14 protein-coding genes and 2 pseudogenes are annotated in these 15,372 nt (G+C 57.3%); 3 read left to right on the top strand and 13 right to left on the bottom strand.

What is annotated here, in order from left to right:
• Positions 1–360: 360 nt before the first annotated feature.
• The 6 genes from repC to EXN68_RS26230 form a co-directional block, all read right to left on the bottom strand.
• Positions 361–1,575, bottom strand: a complete 1,215-nt coding sequence (repC, locus tag EXN68_RS26205; protein WP_142843524.1) for a plasmid replication protein RepC — start codon at positions 1,573–1,575, stop codon at positions 361–363.
• A gap of 156 nt (positions 1,576–1,731) precedes the next feature.
• A complete protein-coding gene (gene repB, locus EXN68_RS26210) occupies positions 1,732–2,709 on the bottom strand; it encodes a plasmid partitioning protein RepB (RefSeq protein WP_142843525.1) in 978 nt (325 codons plus the stop codon).
• Positions 2,706–3,932, bottom strand: coding sequence for a plasmid partitioning protein RepA (repA, locus tag EXN68_RS26215; RefSeq protein WP_142843526.1), 1,227 nt, complete (start codon positions 3,930–3,932; stop codon positions 2,706–2,708). The genes repB and repA overlap by 4 nt, the downstream gene beginning before the upstream one ends.
• 852 nt (positions 3,933–4,784) lie before the next feature.
• On the bottom strand, positions 4,785–5,834 hold the full coding sequence (locus tag EXN68_RS26220; protein WP_142843527.1) for a site-specific integrase: 1,050 nt from the start codon (positions 5,832–5,834) through the stop codon (positions 4,785–4,787).
• 10 nt (positions 5,835–5,844) lie between these two features.
• Entirely contained in the window at positions 5,845–6,231 is a 387-nt protein-coding gene (locus EXN68_RS26225; protein ID WP_142843528.1) for a type II toxin-antitoxin system VapC family toxin, read from the bottom strand.
• On the bottom strand, positions 6,231–6,488 hold the full coding sequence (locus EXN68_RS26230; RefSeq protein WP_142843529.1) for a type II toxin-antitoxin system VapB family antitoxin: 258 nt from the start codon (positions 6,486–6,488) through the stop codon (positions 6,231–6,233). The genes EXN68_RS26225 and EXN68_RS26230 overlap by 1 nt, the downstream gene beginning before the upstream one ends.
• A 168-nt stretch (positions 6,489–6,656) precedes the next feature.
• On the opposite strand from EXN68_RS26230, the gene EXN68_RS26235 reads away from it, so the two are divergent.
• Both EXN68_RS26235 and scpB read left to right on the top strand, forming a co-directional pair.
• Entirely contained in the window at positions 6,657–7,610 is a 954-nt protein-coding gene (locus EXN68_RS26235; protein ID WP_142843530.1) for a DUF1403 family protein, read from the top strand.
• A gap of 2 nt (positions 7,611–7,612) precedes the next feature.
• Positions 7,613–8,311: an SMC-Scp complex subunit ScpB gene (gene scpB / locus EXN68_RS26240; protein WP_142843543.1), complete on the top strand. Its 699-nt coding sequence runs from the start codon at positions 7,613–7,615 to the stop codon at positions 8,309–8,311.
• A 174-nt stretch (positions 8,312–8,485) separates the two neighbouring features.
• On the opposite strand, the gene EXN68_RS26245 is transcribed toward scpB, so the two are convergent.
• Positions 8,486–8,800 (bottom strand): TIGR02391 family protein, encoded by a 315-nt coding sequence (locus tag EXN68_RS26245; RefSeq protein ID WP_271044308.1) that lies wholly within the window; start codon positions 8,798–8,800, stop codon positions 8,486–8,488.
• Between the two features lie 57 nt (positions 8,801–8,857).
• Positions 8,858–9,877: pseudogene (locus EXN68_RS26250) on the bottom strand (NADP-dependent oxidoreductase).
• Between the two features lie 87 nt (positions 9,878–9,964).
• Here EXN68_RS26250 and EXN68_RS26255 point away from each other — a divergent pair.
• Positions 9,965–10,866 (top strand): annotated as a pseudogene (locus EXN68_RS26255) (LysR family transcriptional regulator).
• Between the two features lie 298 nt (positions 10,867–11,164).
• On the opposite strand, the gene EXN68_RS26260 reads toward EXN68_RS26255, so the two are convergent.
• The 5 genes from EXN68_RS26260 to pcaC form a co-directional block, all read right to left on the bottom strand.
• Positions 11,165–12,247, bottom strand: a complete 1,083-nt coding sequence (locus EXN68_RS26260; protein WP_142843532.1) for a 3-carboxy-cis,cis-muconate cycloisomerase — start codon at positions 12,245–12,247, stop codon at positions 11,165–11,167.
• 18 nt (positions 12,248–12,265) lie between these two features.
• Positions 12,266–12,886: a protocatechuate 3,4-dioxygenase subunit alpha gene (gene pcaG, locus EXN68_RS26265; RefSeq protein ID WP_142843533.1), complete on the bottom strand. Its 621-nt coding sequence runs from the start codon at positions 12,884–12,886 to the stop codon at positions 12,266–12,268.
• A gap of 2 nt (positions 12,887–12,888) precedes the next feature.
• Positions 12,889–13,629, bottom strand: a complete 741-nt coding sequence (gene pcaH / locus EXN68_RS26270; RefSeq protein WP_003505508.1) for a protocatechuate 3,4-dioxygenase subunit beta — start codon at positions 13,627–13,629, stop codon at positions 12,889–12,891.
• 71 nt (positions 13,630–13,700) lie between these two features.
• A protein-coding gene (locus EXN68_RS26280) for an IS3 family transposase (protein WP_193559555.1) occupies positions 13,701–14,839 on the bottom strand; the annotation gives its coding sequence in 2 pieces (ribosomal slippage) (positions 13,701–14,572 and positions 14,572–14,839; 1,140 coding nt in all).
• A gap of 49 nt (positions 14,840–14,888) precedes the next feature.
• A complete protein-coding gene (gene pcaC, locus EXN68_RS26285; RefSeq protein WP_142843535.1) occupies positions 14,889–15,362 on the bottom strand; it encodes a 4-carboxymuconolactone decarboxylase in 474 nt (157 codons plus the stop codon).
• Between the last annotated feature and the right edge of the window lie 10 nt (positions 15,363–15,372).

Consider the following 15,372-nt stretch of genomic DNA (forward strand, 5'->3'; position numbering starts at 1 on the left):
AAACGCGCGTCAGGCAAAGACTCCGCCGGGTGTAATGAGCTGCGAGTGCTGAAAGGAAGGTGGCCTGACGGTCGATCGGTGTCCCGAAAGCCTCCGGCGCAAAATGGCCCACGAGGCCGGCCCCTTTATGAGGATCGGGACGCGCGGATCTCCATCTTGGCAGCGGCCAAAGCGCCGACATGCCGGATACGTTTGTGCAGACTGTCCAATCTATCTCCAATTAGTACTTGCAACGGGGCAGGCCATACGTTTCAGCTGGCTTAGACCTGCCAACTTCGCAGTCACCGACAGGGTTCGTCCTGCGCACAATCTCCAAGTCAAAACGTCGCCAAAAGTAACTAAGAGCAGCCATCGTTTTGATTATCCGGCGATGCGCCGCTCCTTCGCGCCAACATTGAGGAGCGCCATGACCATGGGTCCGATTGAAAACTCTCCGCGCTCGGTCCTCCGCGTCAGATCTCTGAGATAGCCGCCCGGAGAATTGATCATATTTGCCTTCTCGAGGATGCAGGCCACAGCCACCGCAGCGTTCTCGGGCCCCATGACCTCGCACGCATCCTGATATGCGGAAGCGCTGATGCCAAGCATCGATCGCACGACAACGGCGGCGGACATCAAATCTCGCCAACTCGCGATTTCACCGTTTTTGCCGTAATCGGCGATCTGAGGGCACGCCTTCATCACCATCCCAAGGGGGAACACTTTCAGCGGCTCACTCCGTCGTTCGCTATTCATGCTCGGTTTCGCCCCCAGCTCTTTTTCTGAGCGTGGTTCAAGTTCATTAAAGTAATCTGGTTTTGAATTCTGTATGTGCTGCTCGATATGGGCATCATTGCTGCTAGCATCTGTGACTTTATCGTGCATTTCCAGCAAGTTGAGGACTTCTTCCTTCAGCATCTCCATTTCCTCAAGAATGGAGGCTGCGTCACGAAGGTCAGGCTTACGTGGAATGCGGGCTACGAGCCTCACAAACATTTCCTCGATGGCATTCCAATCTCCATCAGCAGCTTCATCGATAGCGGCTGAAATAAGCTTCCTGACGTCGCGCCGGCAAATGGTCAGCGCCTCCTTGACCTTTTTAAGGGCCATTCGGTCAGCCATAATTTGCTGGGCCATCGTCGCGAGTTCTTCAGCGCGAGCGAGCAGGGGGGACAGGTCGAAGCCGAAGGCGTAGTCAACTTCACCCAAGTTGGATTTCTTCGCGTAACGCTTGCCGTTCGCACTGTCCCTCCGGACAATCAGGCCCGCATCCACAAGAATGGCAATATGCCGCCGAAGCGTGGAACCAGGCATACTGTGGGCTCGCAGCGATAGCTGAACATTTGACGGGAATACGATAAGTTGCCCATCCTGGCGCAGCTCGTTTTCGGGGTAGAAGCTCAGGAGGGCATCCAATACCGCGAGGCTGTTAGACTGGATGCCCAACAACTCAAAAGCCAGCGAGGTGTCTCGGAAGACTTTCCACTTGTCTACGCTCTTGCCCGCCTTAATTTCGTCAACAGCTTGTTGTCGCCGGAGGAGGGCGAGCGAAATCGGCCGCCGTCCAAACGGCGTTGTAACATTTCCAGTGTGCATCGTTCTGTACCTGTCAGCAGGCAAAAGAAATTTGTTCGCCAAAATGGCGCCGAAAACTCTTGACGATGATTCTCGAAAATGCGATTCTGAGCTTGCTAACGAACAGAATAGGGCTTTCGAGACGGCGACGTTTTGAGGGCTCTTTTCTTTTGCGGGTTAAGCTTCCTTCTGTTTTTCCTTGCTGGCCTGATGCTCCTCATAGAGCGAGGCCAATCTTTCGAGCACGAAGGTCGCGAAGTCTGGCGTGGCCTTCTTGTCGATTGTTATTTCAAGTTTGGTCCTGCTGTTCCTTAGTTGCGCCAAGCGTCCGCCACTTGAGGTCGACAGCACGACCGGAGCTCCGCGCTCAGGACGAGCAGGTTTCAGATAATTGATAACCTTTTTGAACCGCTCCTCTGATGGAAGACCGCTGAGGGATCGAGCCAGATCGAGAACTTTTACCGGTTCGGGAAACTTCTCAACAAGCTCCGCCAGCTGCTGCCAACTGCCCCGGCCGATTCCGGGCGCCGGGCCAATGGCGTCGACTAATTCGGGTGGGAGAGCATCCACAAGGGCCATCATGCGGGAGATGTCTGCTCGATCGATTGACATCGACGCGACGATAATTTCTCGGCTAAACCGGTCCTTTAGATTGGCCGCGAACCGCGCTTTCTCAATATAGGTAAGATCCGCACGTTCGTTGTTTTCTTGTCCTTGTGCAATCACCAACTGTTCGTCGGTGAGCTCTCGTACAATAGCTTTCGCCTTAATGCCGAGCTCTTTGAGCGCGCGTAGGCGTCGATGACCGAAAGCAACCTGATACTTGTCTGGAAACTCCGGATGCAAACGGACGAGGATAGGGACCTGCTGGCCTTGTTCAGCGATCGAGGTCTTCAAACCTTCTATGTCACCGTCCATGCGGTCTCGAACAAACGAAGGTTCGATAATGCCGGCGTCGATCTCGATCACCGCCTGGCCTTCCATCAAACTCTTTTCGATCTCATCAGCTCGGCGGCTGCGGTCGTTCAGATCCCCAACTGACCGCTTGATAGCTGACATGGGTTTCGTAGACCCCTGTAGCGGCCTCGCATGCGGCGGTGGTGCCGGCGTTACAACAGGTGTCGGCAGGTCGGAGAATAGATTTTTTCGGCTCATGTTCTACCCCACGTCTTTTTGATGAGGCTTTCAATCTCGTGATTGACACTGTTCATCGATTCAAGCGCGCGATCATAGGTGACACGGTTAAATTGACTTCTATCCACTTCAAAAAGGGTCTGGTTGGTCAGGCCCGCGTCTGAAACCGCGGTACTCTTCACCATAGAGTTGACCATTACGTTTGCCCCAAACAGGGACCGTAAGAACGCAACCATCTGATGCTGGGGCCCGTCGGTGGGTTCGAAACGCGTTACGAGATAGCGCATCCAATTTTGTTTATCTTCGGCTCCCGCTTCTCCAATCGTGTCCATCAGGTCACTGGTCATCGCCAAAAACTGGTTCATAGACATGACGTCTAGCATTTGCGGGTGAACCGTAATCAGAACGGACGTTGCTGCAGTGAGTGCCGAAAGTGTCAAATAGCCAAGCTGTGGAGGGCAGTCGATGACCACGACGTCATAAGCGTCGGCGATCTCATCTAGTGCATCGGACACGCGCGCGAAAAACAGCTTATCGCCGGGCACTCGGTTTGCAAGAGCCATGGGTGTCGCATGCTCGAATTCCATGAGTTCGAGATTGCCGGGGATCAAGTGAAGGTCTGGAATATAGGTCGCTCGGACAATATCTTGAATCGGTCGACGTTCGTCATCGTATCGGATTGCGCCGTAAATGGTATCGTTCGGACCAACATCCGTCTCTGGCTGACTTCCAAACAAAGCTGATAAGCTCGCCTGGGGATCAAGATCAACGGCAAGGACGCGATATCCACGGAGCGCAAGATATTGGGCAAGGTGCGCAGATGTCGTTGTTTTTCCCGAGCCACCCTTGAAGTTCATGACAGCAATGACCTGTAGTTCTTCACTGTCACGGCGATGGGGCAGGTACCTTCCGGCAGGCCGACTGCCAGCATCCATGTACTGCCGTATTTTTGCGATGTCTTCGACGGAATATACGCGACGATTGCCGGGACCTGACGCGACCTTGAAGTTCAGGGCATCATCCTTTTCCATCTCGCTCACGATGGTGCGCAGATATCCTTCAGCGCAATCGAAAAGCTTCTCAGCCTCTGCCGGCGAGAAGTTTCGAATGGTCTTGCGTGCGTGGGGCGGGAACATCTTAGTTTGGTAAGCTTGAAGCTGTGCCGACAGCGCAGCTGAATGGCTTCGGACAAGATCCCGAAAACCCGAAAACTCCTCGATAGGTGCCAAATCCAAATTTGCCATTGCCGCACTTTCTTACCCAAGATACGGAGATTTGCCATGACACGGCTAAACTCCGCAAACAGATAAGACGCGATTTAACCGATTGCGCAAGCGCTTTATAGTTAACGAATGGTTAACAGCGGTTCCTGTGCACCGACAACTAGACCGGAATTCCGATCAAAACGGCGAGAAACAATGGTTTATTCAGTTTTTTCTTTCATTAGCACGAGTTGCGAAAAAAGAGTCGATAAACCGGGATCGAACGCATTATCCCTCTGAATTGCTGGACGTAGCGGTAAGTGGTCGCTCATCTGTAGGAAGTGAGTCGCTGCCGAAAAGGGATTGGATGCCTCCTCGGCTCTTAGCTAGCAGGAGATCGGCGATTGATCGATTTAACGCAAGTGACGTCTCAGAGGCACCGCGATGTTGCTACGACAAGGAAAGCTTCCACCGGCATGTCGAGTTCAATAGCGATTTCGGGCGCCACACCGGAGACATCGGTGCTGCGTAGGCAAGTATCGAAAACGAGGGCAACGGCGCTGTTATTCGACCCCACCAAGAGAGCTTGTAACTGTATAAAAAAGGGAAGGGCTCCGCACCGCCCATACAAGGTGCCCCGATATCGTGGTGAAGAGAAAACTAATTTCCCTAAACCGCGGCAGCAAGATTGTTGAATAGAGACTGAAACTAGCGGGTCACACCTGCGCAACAAGCCCATGTCGTAAAAGCGCAAGCTCAAGCCATCTTGCAGATGAGCGTTGGTCCGCTCATTGAGAGCGAGGCTTGGCTGTTCAACATAGGTGCGATCCAGCATCCAGATGCAAGATAAGCGCCATTCCAATCAACGTCCCAACGCCCTCTGCATTGTCGCAATCATAACCCTGCTGCTGTGGTTAGATTGACCTTGAATCTATCTCGTCGACGTTGGTAACGACGCGTCATTTCCACCGAAGCGTGACCAAGTTGCTTCTGCACATAGCGCTCATCTATCTCGGCCGACGATGCCAATCCGGCCCGCAGTGAGTGGCCCGAGAATCTTAGATGCCGTTCGATTTCCGCCAGGTCGCTGCGGATACCAGCGGCCATGGCAGAGCGTTTAACGAGCCTTGCCACTTCCTTGTCGTTCAAACGTTCCGATCCCACGGCCTTTCCCCGTCCCGTAACCCGACGGAAAAGCGGCCCGTGAGCGAGCTTGGCGAACTTGATCCAGGATTCGACAGTGGCGACAGGGCAGGTGGCGTCGGATGAGCCTCGACCGATCTCGACCTCACGCCATCCGGTCTTGCCGCGGAGCGTCACCAGCATGCCTTTGTCGAGGATCTCGATCCAGCCGCGACCGTCCTCAGTCTGGTCCGCTTTGAGATCGAGGCCAACAATTTCGGACCGCCGAAGCCCGCCGGCATAGCCGATTAGCAGCATCGCCCGGTCGCGCACGCCGCGCAGGGTGCCGCGATCGAGTGTTTCGAGCATGGCAATGACGTCGGTCGCCATGACCGCTTCCTTCTGCACCGGCGGGCGGGCATGGCTGTTGCGGATGCCGGCCATGACAGTGGCTATATGCCGATCCTTTCGATCGAGGCTCAGACCGCGTTGTGCATAGTTCCAGGATATAGACGAGAGGCGACGTTCGATCGTCGCAACAGAATTTGCCTTCATCCCGCGTTCGGCCGTACCGGAAGCACAAGCGGTAATATAAAGCCCGACCGTCTGTGGGTGTGGGGAGAGGGGGGAAAGATTGGAGCGCCGGCACCAGGCAGAGAAATGCTTCCAGTCGGATGCGTAGGCTTTTCTGGTGTTAACGGAACTGGCGGCCTCGACGTAGCCGCGCGCCCGATCCGTGAGATCCTGAAGGTGGCTCGGTAGGCCCGACCCCAGCTGCGGGGGAGGGGAGGGGGCAACCTCCGCGGGGTCTTCATCAGTCATGATCTTCCCTTCATGCCGCTTCGATATCCGTCTGCTTGAAGTCTTCCCCGATGAACAGCAGGGCATCGTCGGCGCGCTTTGCTAGAGCATAGGAAAAACAATCGGCGAAGTTCAGGTTAGCGGGATGTCGGCCCTTGCCATAGGTCAGCCACGCTTGGGTGGCGAGGTCGACCAGCTCGGCATCGACAGGAATGATCTCGGCTGCAATCTTGGAGAGCCACAGGTCGATTTCGGCCAATGCATGCTCGCCGCGCCGGCTGACCATCACCATGCGGGCCTCAAATACGCACGTGGCTGGAATCAATCGGATCGGGTCAACCACGATGGCTCGCTCAAGTCGTTCCGCCTGCGGCTCGTCGCGTAGGATTGCTACGATCGCCGATGTATCGATGACCATCAGTTCGGGATTCCGTGGTCGTCAAACCCGACGATGTCTTCGTCGCTGCGCTTCTCGCGCTCCGGGAGCTGTGCTATTCTCTTGCGTATCGTGCGTAAATCATTGAGCAAGCGATCCTTCGGGACCTCGCCATGGCCTAGACGGTGAAGACGCTCGGACAAGGCTTGGTGGATTGCCGCCGTTTTGCTGATCCCTTGGCGCCGAGCGAGTTCGTCCACCAGCGCTACCGTAGCTGGATTTTTGATGTTCAGCGACACGACAACCTCCGAAAATCTACCTTTATTCAATTTTCTACCAATTTTCCGCGCACCTGTCAAATACGTCCGATAATGCAAGATTATCGGACGTTTTAAGTAACCGACATGCTGTGCGGTTAAGGTAGATTTGTCTAGCGCAAACCGCGCATTATCGTTATCCTCGAAAGCATGAATTCTCTGCCGACATCCACCGCAACAATGTTCATCGGGCCGACGCGCCTGCCAACTTGGGCGCGCCCGCGAGTTCACGAGATCAGCGAACCTGACGCTGCCTTTTCCGCCGGTATCGCATTGAAATACCTGGATGATTTTCTCCGCGCCGAGCCGCTCTGGTTGGGCTGCTGGCGCGATCGACTTGCCCTCAAATCAGCCAGCACCGCTGTCCGGATGCTTGGCCGCAGTGAGGAAGAAGCCGCAATCCGCGACGCGGTTTTGCTGACTTCTGCCGGCGACGATCCCGGTCCGGCGGGAAAACTGTTTCTGGGCACAAGAATGCTGGCGCGCCAATCCGGGACGGTCACCACACGGTTCGTTAAGGAGCTCGCCGTGCTGCTGGGGATGAAGTGGGACGACAGCCTTGCTTCAATCCCCGACATGGTCGACTTTGCCATCCAGTCCGGGCGAGCAGCACCCTTCGCGGTGGCGGACCTGATAACGGCGATCTCTGCCGTTCGCCCGGACGCCGAGGTGATGGCCCTTGGACTGGCCGAGGTCGTGCTGGCGCACAAGCTGAACTGGTCCAAACCCGTGCCACTGCTGTTGCCAGAGCGCTTCGGGTCCGCCTACCGTACTATCGGTGGTCGCGGTCGCGTCCGACCGGGAGAGCCTGCCTATCCCAAAGCGTTCTGCCTGGCGCTGGTCGATGGCGTTGACACCGCGCTGCAGTCGGCCGTCGAGATTGATCGTCGCGCCGCGCGGCTGTTGGCGGTCGCGCCGAAAGTGCGGACCAAGGGCGCCGAGCCGGTGATCCGCAAGTTGCTGACCGAAGACGCGGTGTCCGCGTCGGCGCCGGGATCAAAACTGTCGCGCTGGGCGGCAAGCCGGCTGTTCGAGCGACTTGAAGCCTTTGAAGCGGTGCGCGAACTCTCTGGCCGCTCCTCCTTCCGGATATGGGGGTTATGACCATGGCGGGAGCGAGCGCAGCCAAAACCAATCGGCGACCGAAGAAAGAGCGACAGCAGGAAGTCCTGTACGACCGCGAGCTCGAGGACCTACCGCAAGCGTTGCGCTGGCGGGAATGGATGATGCGGGTGGAGGCGGTGATCTTTGCCTCGGCCGAGCCGGTCAGCCGCGAGACACTGGCGCGGGTGGTTGGAAAAGACTGCAGCATCGACCTATTGATCGACGACCTCATCGAAGAACTCCGAGATCGTCCCTACGAGCTGGTCTCTGTCGCCGGCGGCTGGCAGCATCGGACCCGACCGCGGTTCGCCGAGACGATCCGTGCTTCTTCGGCGCCCACGAGGGGAGGGGCAGCGGCATTGTCGGAGTTCGAGGCGATGGTGCTGATGGCGGTCGGATATTTCCAGCCGGTCACCCGCGGCGAACTGTCGAAGATTTTTGGCAAGGAGGTCAGCCGCGACACCATCGGCAGTTTGCGTGGAGCGGCGTTTATCGGCTCCGGGCCGCGCAGCCCGACGCCCGGGGCACCGTATACCTACGTGACGACGCCGCACTTCCTCTCGGCCTTCGGCATGGAGACGCTCCGCGACTTGCCGAACATCGAGGCGCTCGAGGATGCGGGCCTGCTCAGCCGACATGCGGTAAAGAATGAGGTCGAAGCGGCAAGCAATGAAGACGATGAGGACGAGCATCTTCAGTGACAGGTCCTTCAATATGGTCATCAACCTACGTGGCCAGCCCACACGCCTGTGGATTTCAAGAAATAACCGACGCCGAAGATGTTGCTTCTCTGTTCTCGTGGGATAATGGCGCGAATCAGAGCACAGCCATGACCAAGCAACATCAAAGGCGCGCCAATCCGCCTTAGATGAGCGCTAACCGACTTCTTGGTAATGTGTTTTCAGGAAACGATTGCTCTTTGTAAAGGTGGCTACAACGCTGCGCTCAAGCTCTTCGTACCACACCTCCTCTCGACAATGTTGGACGCGGTCGAGATTGGCTGTCGTGTTGCGAAACATGCTGAATGTCCCTTTTACAAGGTTGGAGAACCCCCGTTGCTCGCCTTTTTCGCTTTCGCTCTGGAGTTCATTTATCGCCAGCATTGGTGCGTCTCCGCTAAAGGCGCGATCGACAAGAACGCCGCCATCGTCCGTTATCCGATTATTAAAAGCATGGAACGTCCCTTCCAATGCCGGCAGCCCTCGACTGCCGACTGATGTAAGTTTGGGAAATCAGGGATCGATGTCTCACACCACCGAGAACACGACTTTGCCTTGGATGCTCGTTCGGGAGGCGCGTTGGTGGGCAGCGGACGCTTCCGCCAATGGATAGACGCTGTCGATCACGACGCGAATGGTGCCGTCGTTGAGGAGATGACCGGCCTCAGCCAGTTGCGCGCCGCTGGATCGAACCTATGTCGACGACACTGTTATCCCGCGTTGGCTTGTCTCGGCGTGACCTGCGAAACCGAGGGGATTAACTAGCAAGAGGGCTCCGCCAGGCTTGATGACGCTTAGAAATCGCTCGATGTGCGGACCGCCGACGGCATCGATCACAAGATCCACATCCCGTACGACCGTCTCAACAGAAGTCGTGGTGTAATCAACGAACTGCTCCGCGCCCAAGCCTCGCAGAAGCGCCTCGTGCTTAGTGGAGGCAACAGCGATCACACGCGCTCCTTTCATTTTCGCCACCTGAAACGCCAGATGCCCGACGCCGCCTCCCGCTCCGTTGATCAAGACAGTTTTGCCATCGAGTGGAATTGGTGCGTGATCAAACGATTGAAACGGATTCGGTGCGTGATGGCCGAGCTCGACCAAAAACTGCCAGGCCGTCAGCAACGACATGGGCGCTCCAGCAGCTTGGACGTGATCTATCCCGGCAGGCTTCATCGCCAGTTCCGATGCGGGCACACAGACATATTCTGCGTAAGCACCGCTACCTGTCATCAGGTCTTCGGGGAACCGCACCATAGCGTAGACTTCATCACCAAGGGCGAATTGCGAAACGTTATCGCCCACTGCAGCGACCACCCCGGACACGTCAGTGCCAAGGATCAGTGGAAAAATTGCATTGGGTCGCCATTCGGCAGGCAACGCCCGATAACCGTCACGCGGGTAAAGGTCCGGCGGGTTAAGGCTGGCGGCATGAACGCGAACGAGCACTTCGCCGCTTGCCACAGCGGGGCGAGACGCTTCCTCAAAGCGCAGAACCTCCGGGCCTCCGAGTTCGTGGAGCTGAACCGCTTTCATCATTTCACTTATCATAGTCTCGCTTTCCGGTATTGGTTATTCCTATCAACACATAGTGCCGCGAGAGGATGTTGATAATCGCGCCAGAGTTCGCTTAGTGCCATAAAGGAACAAATCGGTTTTCATGGTCTGACGGGGCTTATTGCCTTTGCAAAAGCCGGATCGCTAGGGAGTTACACGGCTGCCGCTCGATCATTGGCTATCTCCCCATCGGCGATCAGCAAGAGCGTCCAACGGCTTGAACAGCATCTTGGCGGGTCGCTTTTTACCCGCACGACGCGATCGCTAACTCTAACCGCCGAGGGGCGCGACCTGCATGAGCGCGCGCTTCGCCTGCTGCGCGATGCAGAAGAGATCGAGCAGGTGGCAAAAGCGGCACGCGCTGTGCCGTCTGGCAGCTTGCGAATTGCCGCTTCCCAGCCCATTGGCCTGCATGTGATCGCTCCAGCGCTTGCTGGGTTTCGAAAGCTGCACCCTAAAGTGACGATTGATCTGCGGTTGAGTGACCACATAGTGGATCTCATCAAAGAGGGTTCGATCTGGCTGTCCGCATTGGCGAACTTGACGGCTCGCGCCTTTTGTCACGCCGGCTTTCATCGCATCGGCTCTGTTGCTACGCGTCGCCTGATTATCTCACTGTGCACACAACTCCAAAGCACCCGAATGACCTGGAGGAGCATGAAACGGTCAATATGCGCTATAAAAGCACGGGCCAGCTATTTCGCTGGCCATTCCGCGTTGGCGATCGGGAGGTCGAGATCGTTCCTACTTCTGGCGTTGTTGTCGATGCAAGCGAAGCTGTTATAGCTGCGATCGTGGCGGGCGCTGGCATCGGAATGGGCACCAGCTTCGCTGCTGCCCCGTTGGTAAAGCGCGGGGAGTTGATCCCGATCCTGTCCGAATTTGCCGTCGACCGGAATAATATCACCGTAGTCTGGCCCGAGAGCCGACGGACCAACCCGTCCGTCCGAGCCTTTTTGGACATGTTGATCGAGCTGGCCTAGCAACCTCCACTGAGAAACGAAGTCAAAGCTGTTGGTCTCCGCAGGGAGGAAAATATATGGAGCGTTCCGCCCGGGGGCAGTCCCGCCTTCCGCGTTGCGGCGCTTCGCTAAAGCTCCTGCGGCTGCCCGGTTTCCGGCGAAAACGCAGCGAGAATTCCCGCTTTCCCGCCCTAACGGGAGGGCGCTATGCTAAAGCTCGGATACTCATCATTGTCTTCCATCAAGTTTTGCACGAGCCGCTGCGCGAAATGTACAACAGGCGCTGCAAGAAGGTCATATTATCGGAGCTGCATTAAAATCAATCGCTCAGGCATTTTCGTGATTCATCCTTAATACCAAGCACATTAATTTGACCGACAAGTCGCTCCGCAACGAGCAACGTGGTTCCGGTTGCCGTTACCATTTGTGGCAGCGCCATCCATTCAAGCATCCAGCCCGCGCCCGACCTTTCCTGTTCATGGACAAGCGACTGGTGCAGCGCGGAGATCTGCACGGCATTGAAGCGTGCCAGTGTCACCAGCGTTTCGGCATTCACCGGATTCTGCTTGTGCGGCATGGCCGATGAGGCGCCGCCGCCGGAGAGGCGGATTTCTGAGCCGAGTTCGGCCATCAGTGCTATATCCTGTCCGAATTTGCCGAGCGCGCCGGTGATGAGGGACAGCAGATTGGCGAATTCGGCAATGCCGTCGCGCTGGCTCTGCCATTGCGGCCTGTCGGCAAGGCCGAGGCGCTTTGCAAGATCGGTGCGCACGGCAGCGGCATGGTCGCCAAGTTTCTCCAGCGTGCCGGCCGCGCCGCCGAATTGCAGGGCAAAGCCGTTCTGGGAAAAGGTTTCAAGCCGCAGCAGATGGCGTTCCAGTGGCGCGATCCAGCTTGCCGCCCGGTCGGCGACGGTGATGCCGATGGCCGCCTGCATGCGGGTATAACCCGTCAATGGGTTATGACCGTCGCGGGAGGAGATGTCGCCAAGCGTATCGATAAGGTGGCCGAGGCGGGTCGTGATGATTTCCACCGCCACCTTCAGCCGCATCATCAGGCTGGTATCGATGACATCCTGACTGGTTGCACCGAAGTGCACCTTGTCCGCCGCCTTGCCGGCGACTGCCGCCCGCATCTGCCGCACCAGTTCCGGCACCACCACGCCATCCTTTGTGACGCCATGGCGAAGCGCCGTCATATCGGCGGCAAAGCTCGAAAGTCCCGAAACGATAGCTTCCGCCGCCTCGTCCGTAATGATGCCGGCCTCCGCTTCCGCCTCAGCCAGCGCCATTTCGAAGCGGACCATTGCGTCGATATCCGCCTTTGCCGAAAACAGTTCGACGATCTCGCTATCACCGAAAAGCCCTGACAGAAACGGATGCTCGAAGGGGGAAAGGCTCATCTCAGGTTTCGCTTCCGCTTAGATATCGAAAAACACGGTTTCGCCTTCGCCCTGAAGGCGGATATCGAAACGATAGATATTTCCCTCTTCCTTCTTGGCGACAAGCGTGGCGATGCGGCTTTTCTGTTCGACGCGGGCCAGAACCGGGTCGGCCGCATTGGCCTCCTGTTCTTCCGGGAAATACATGCGGGTCTGCAGGCCGATATTGATGCCGCGCGCGACGATCCAGAAGGTTATGTGCGGCGCCATCGGCCGACCGTCGCGGAACGGCACCGTGCCCGGCTTGATGGTTTCGAAGATGAATTCGCCGGTATCCATGTCGCCCGGCGAACGGCCCCAGCCGATGAAATTCGGATCGGCCTTGCCGCGTGTTTCGCTCGGGCTGTTGTAATAACCGTCCGTGTCGGCCTGCCAGATTTCGATCAGGGCGTCCTTCAGCGGCATTCCCGCGCCGTCATAAACCGTACCGCACACACTGATGCGCTCACCGCGCACCTTGTCGTTATAAAGCGGACCGGAACCGAGATCCTTTTCGAACACGCCTTCGATGCCGACGAAATTGGGCGTGCAGCCGATATGCACATAGGGTCCCGCGGTCTGCGAGGCGGTTTCCTTGAAATAATTGAGCGGCTGAACCATGGTCAGTTGCCCTCCATGCGGTTTTCGAAAAGGGTCGAGCGGCGGCCGCGCAGGACGATATCGAACTTATAGGCCAGCATGTCCATCGGCAAAGTCGCGTTCATGTCCAGCGGCGCGATCAGCCGCCTGATGGCATCCTCATCCGGAATGGTCTTGACGATGGGACATTTCCAGATCAGCGGATCGCCCTCGAAATACATCTGGGTGATCAGCCGCTGGGCAAAGCCGTGGCCGAAGACCGAGAAATGGATATGGGCCGGCCGCCAGTCATTGACCCCGTTCGGCCAGGGGTAAGCACCCGGCTGGATGGTCTTGAACCAATAATAACCATTCTCATCGGTGATCGTACGGCCAACGCCGCCGAAATTCGGATCGATGGCGGCGAGATAACTTTCCTTCTTGTGGCGGTAACGACCGCCGGCATTGGCCTGCCAGAATTCCACCAGCGCGCCATCCACACCCCGGCCGCGTTCGTCCAGCACCCGGCCATGCACCAGAATGCGCGGGCCAACCGGCATTTCGCCGGGGCGGGCATAGTTGAGGATGAGGTCGTTATCCAGCGGGTTCAGCATGCCATGGCCGAAGACGGGACCGGTGATCTCGCTCTTCGTGCCTTCCAGCGAAATCAGCGCGCGCTGCGGCGAGCGCAGGATCGAGGTCTTGTAGCCGGGCGCATAGGCGAGCGGATGAATGTCGCGGTTGCGTGCGAAAAACGGCCCGGTTTCGGGTGGCTGGTTGCTCATTTCGTCTCCTAGAGCTGGCTCGGTTTGTCTGAACAGTTTCGGGCGTTTTGCTAAGTGGATTTCCGCCTCGATTATGCCGCCACCATCATTGGTGCCAGCGCGTTGAAGTAGGCCTGATCCGGCGTCTGCCGGTCAAGGGATGAATGTGGGCGTCTGGTGTTGTAAAAGTTTAGATATCGGCCGATGCCAGCGCGGGCCTCGGACACAGTCTTGTAGGCATGGAGATAGACCTCCTCATACTTGATCGACCGCCAGAGCCGCTCGACGAAGACGTTGTCGCGCCATGCACCCTTGCCATCCATCGAGATGGCGATTTCCGCCTTCTTCAGCACGGCGGTAAAGTCGATGGAAGTGAACTGCGAACCTTGGTCGGTGTTGAATATTTCTGGCTTTCCATAGCGAGCCAGCGCCTCCTCGACCGCTTCAATGCAGAAGGCTGCTTCCATAGTGATCGACAGCCGCCACGACAGAACCCTTCGGCTGAACCAGTCCACGACGGCGCAGAGATAGACAAATCCCCGCGCCATTGGGATGTAGGTCAGGTCCATTGCCCAGACCTGATTAGGCCGGGTGACCGCCAGTTTTCGCAGGAGGTAGGGATAGATTTTGTGCCCAGGTGCCGGTTTCGATGTGTTCGGGCGACGATAGATCGCCTCGATGCCCATCTTCTTCATCAGCGTGGCGACGTGTAGCCGCCCAGTTTCCAGCCCTTCTCCTCTCAAGAGCCCTTGCAACATCCGACTTCCGGCAAACGGGTAATCGAGATGCAGTTCGTCGATCCGGCGCATCAGAGCCAGATCGCCGTCAGACACCGGACGAGGAAGATAATAGACGCTGCCACGGCTGAAGCCGAGAAGCTTTGCCTGACGCACGAGGGAGAGTTTGTGCTCGCGGTCGATCATTTCTTTCCGCCCAGCAATCCCGCCTTGCCGAGCGCTCCGGCTAAAAAATCGTTTTCCAGTGTCAGTTCGCCTATTTTGGCGTGCAGTGTTTTGACATCAACGGTTGGATCCGCTGGTTCCGCCTTCGTTTCATCGCCGAAAACGCCTGTCGCCCCCTCAAGGAGCTGGTCTTTCCACTGTTTGATCTGGTTGGCGTGCACGTCGAACTGTTGGGATAATTCCACCAGCGTCTGCTCGCCTCGGATGGCGGCAAGCGCCACTTTTGCTTTGAAAGCCGGGCTGTGGTTCCGGCGCGGTCGTCTCGTCATGGTCTCTCCTGTTCCCGGCATCTAAGCCGAAGTCAGGCAGAAATTCCACTTATCCCCGCTGTTCAGATTTCCCGAGCCAGCTCTCCTCCCCATCGCCAGAATTATTAGTGCCAGAATTATCAGGGGAACTATCGGCCTTCATGCTGGCGAGGGCAAGCTTGGCGATCTTGAAAGCATGGTTGGCGGCGGGCACGCCGGCATAGATTGCCACATGCAGCAACGCCTCGCGGATATCGGCTTCGGTGGCGCCGGTATTGGCGGTGGCGCGCACATGCATGGCCAGTTCCTCATCCTGCCCGAGTGCAGCAAGCAGGGCGATGGTGACCATCGAGCGCTCGCGCTTCGTCCAGTGATTGCCGGACCACACTGTGCCCCAGGCGGCTTCGGTGATGAGCTGCTGGAAGGGCTGGTCGAAGCCGGATGTCATGGTCTGCGCCCGGTCGACATGGGCGTCGCCCAGTACCGAGCGGCGGGTCTTCATGCCCTGTTCGAAACGTTCATTCTTGTCGATATGGTCCGCCATCGGTCAATGC

Origin of the sequence: Martinezella rhizogenes, from assembly GCF_007002745.1 — a bacterium.
Classification (GTDB): Bacteria; Pseudomonadota; Alphaproteobacteria; order Rhizobiales; family Rhizobiaceae; genus Agrobacterium; species Agrobacterium cucumeris.

What these genes read in the sequence shown, in the direction of transcription:
- repA (WP_142843526.1), bottom strand. Translation starts at nt 3,932, where the DNA reads ATGGCAAATTTGGATTTGGCACCTATCGAGGAGTTTTCGGGTTTTCGG.
- pcaH (WP_003505508.1), bottom strand. Translation starts at nt 13,629, where the DNA reads ATGAGCAACCAGCCACCCGAAACCGGGCCGTTTTTCGCACGCAACCGC.
- EXN68_RS26225 (WP_142843528.1), bottom strand. Translation starts at nt 6,231, where the DNA reads ATGGTCATCGATACATCGGCGATCGTAGCAATCCTACGCGACGAGCCG.
- EXN68_RS26220 (WP_142843527.1), bottom strand. Translation starts at nt 5,834, where the DNA reads ATGACTGATGAAGACCCCGCGGAGGTTGCCCCCTCCCCTCCCCCGCAG.
- EXN68_RS26260 (WP_142843532.1), bottom strand. Translation starts at nt 12,247, where the DNA reads ATGAGCCTTTCCCCCTTCGAGCATCCGTTTCTGTCAGGGCTTTTCGGT.
- scpB (WP_142843543.1), top strand. Translation starts at nt 7,613, where the DNA reads ATGGCGGGAGCGAGCGCAGCCAAAACCAATCGGCGACCGAAGAAAGAG.
- pcaG (WP_142843533.1), bottom strand. Translation starts at nt 12,886, where the DNA reads ATGGTTCAGCCGCTCAATTATTTCAAGGAAACCGCCTCGCAGACCGCG.
- pcaC (WP_142843535.1), bottom strand. Translation starts at nt 15,362, where the DNA reads ATGGCGGACCATATCGACAAGAATGAACGTTTCGAACAGGGCATGAAG.
- repC (WP_142843524.1), bottom strand. Translation starts at nt 1,575, where the DNA reads ATGCACACTGGAAATGTTACAACGCCGTTTGGACGGCGGCCGATTTCG.
- EXN68_RS26235 (WP_142843530.1), top strand. Translation starts at nt 6,657, where the DNA reads ATGAATTCTCTGCCGACATCCACCGCAACAATGTTCATCGGGCCGACG.
- repB (WP_142843525.1), bottom strand. Translation starts at nt 2,709, where the DNA reads ATGAGCCGAAAAAATCTATTCTCCGACCTGCCGACACCTGTTGTAACG.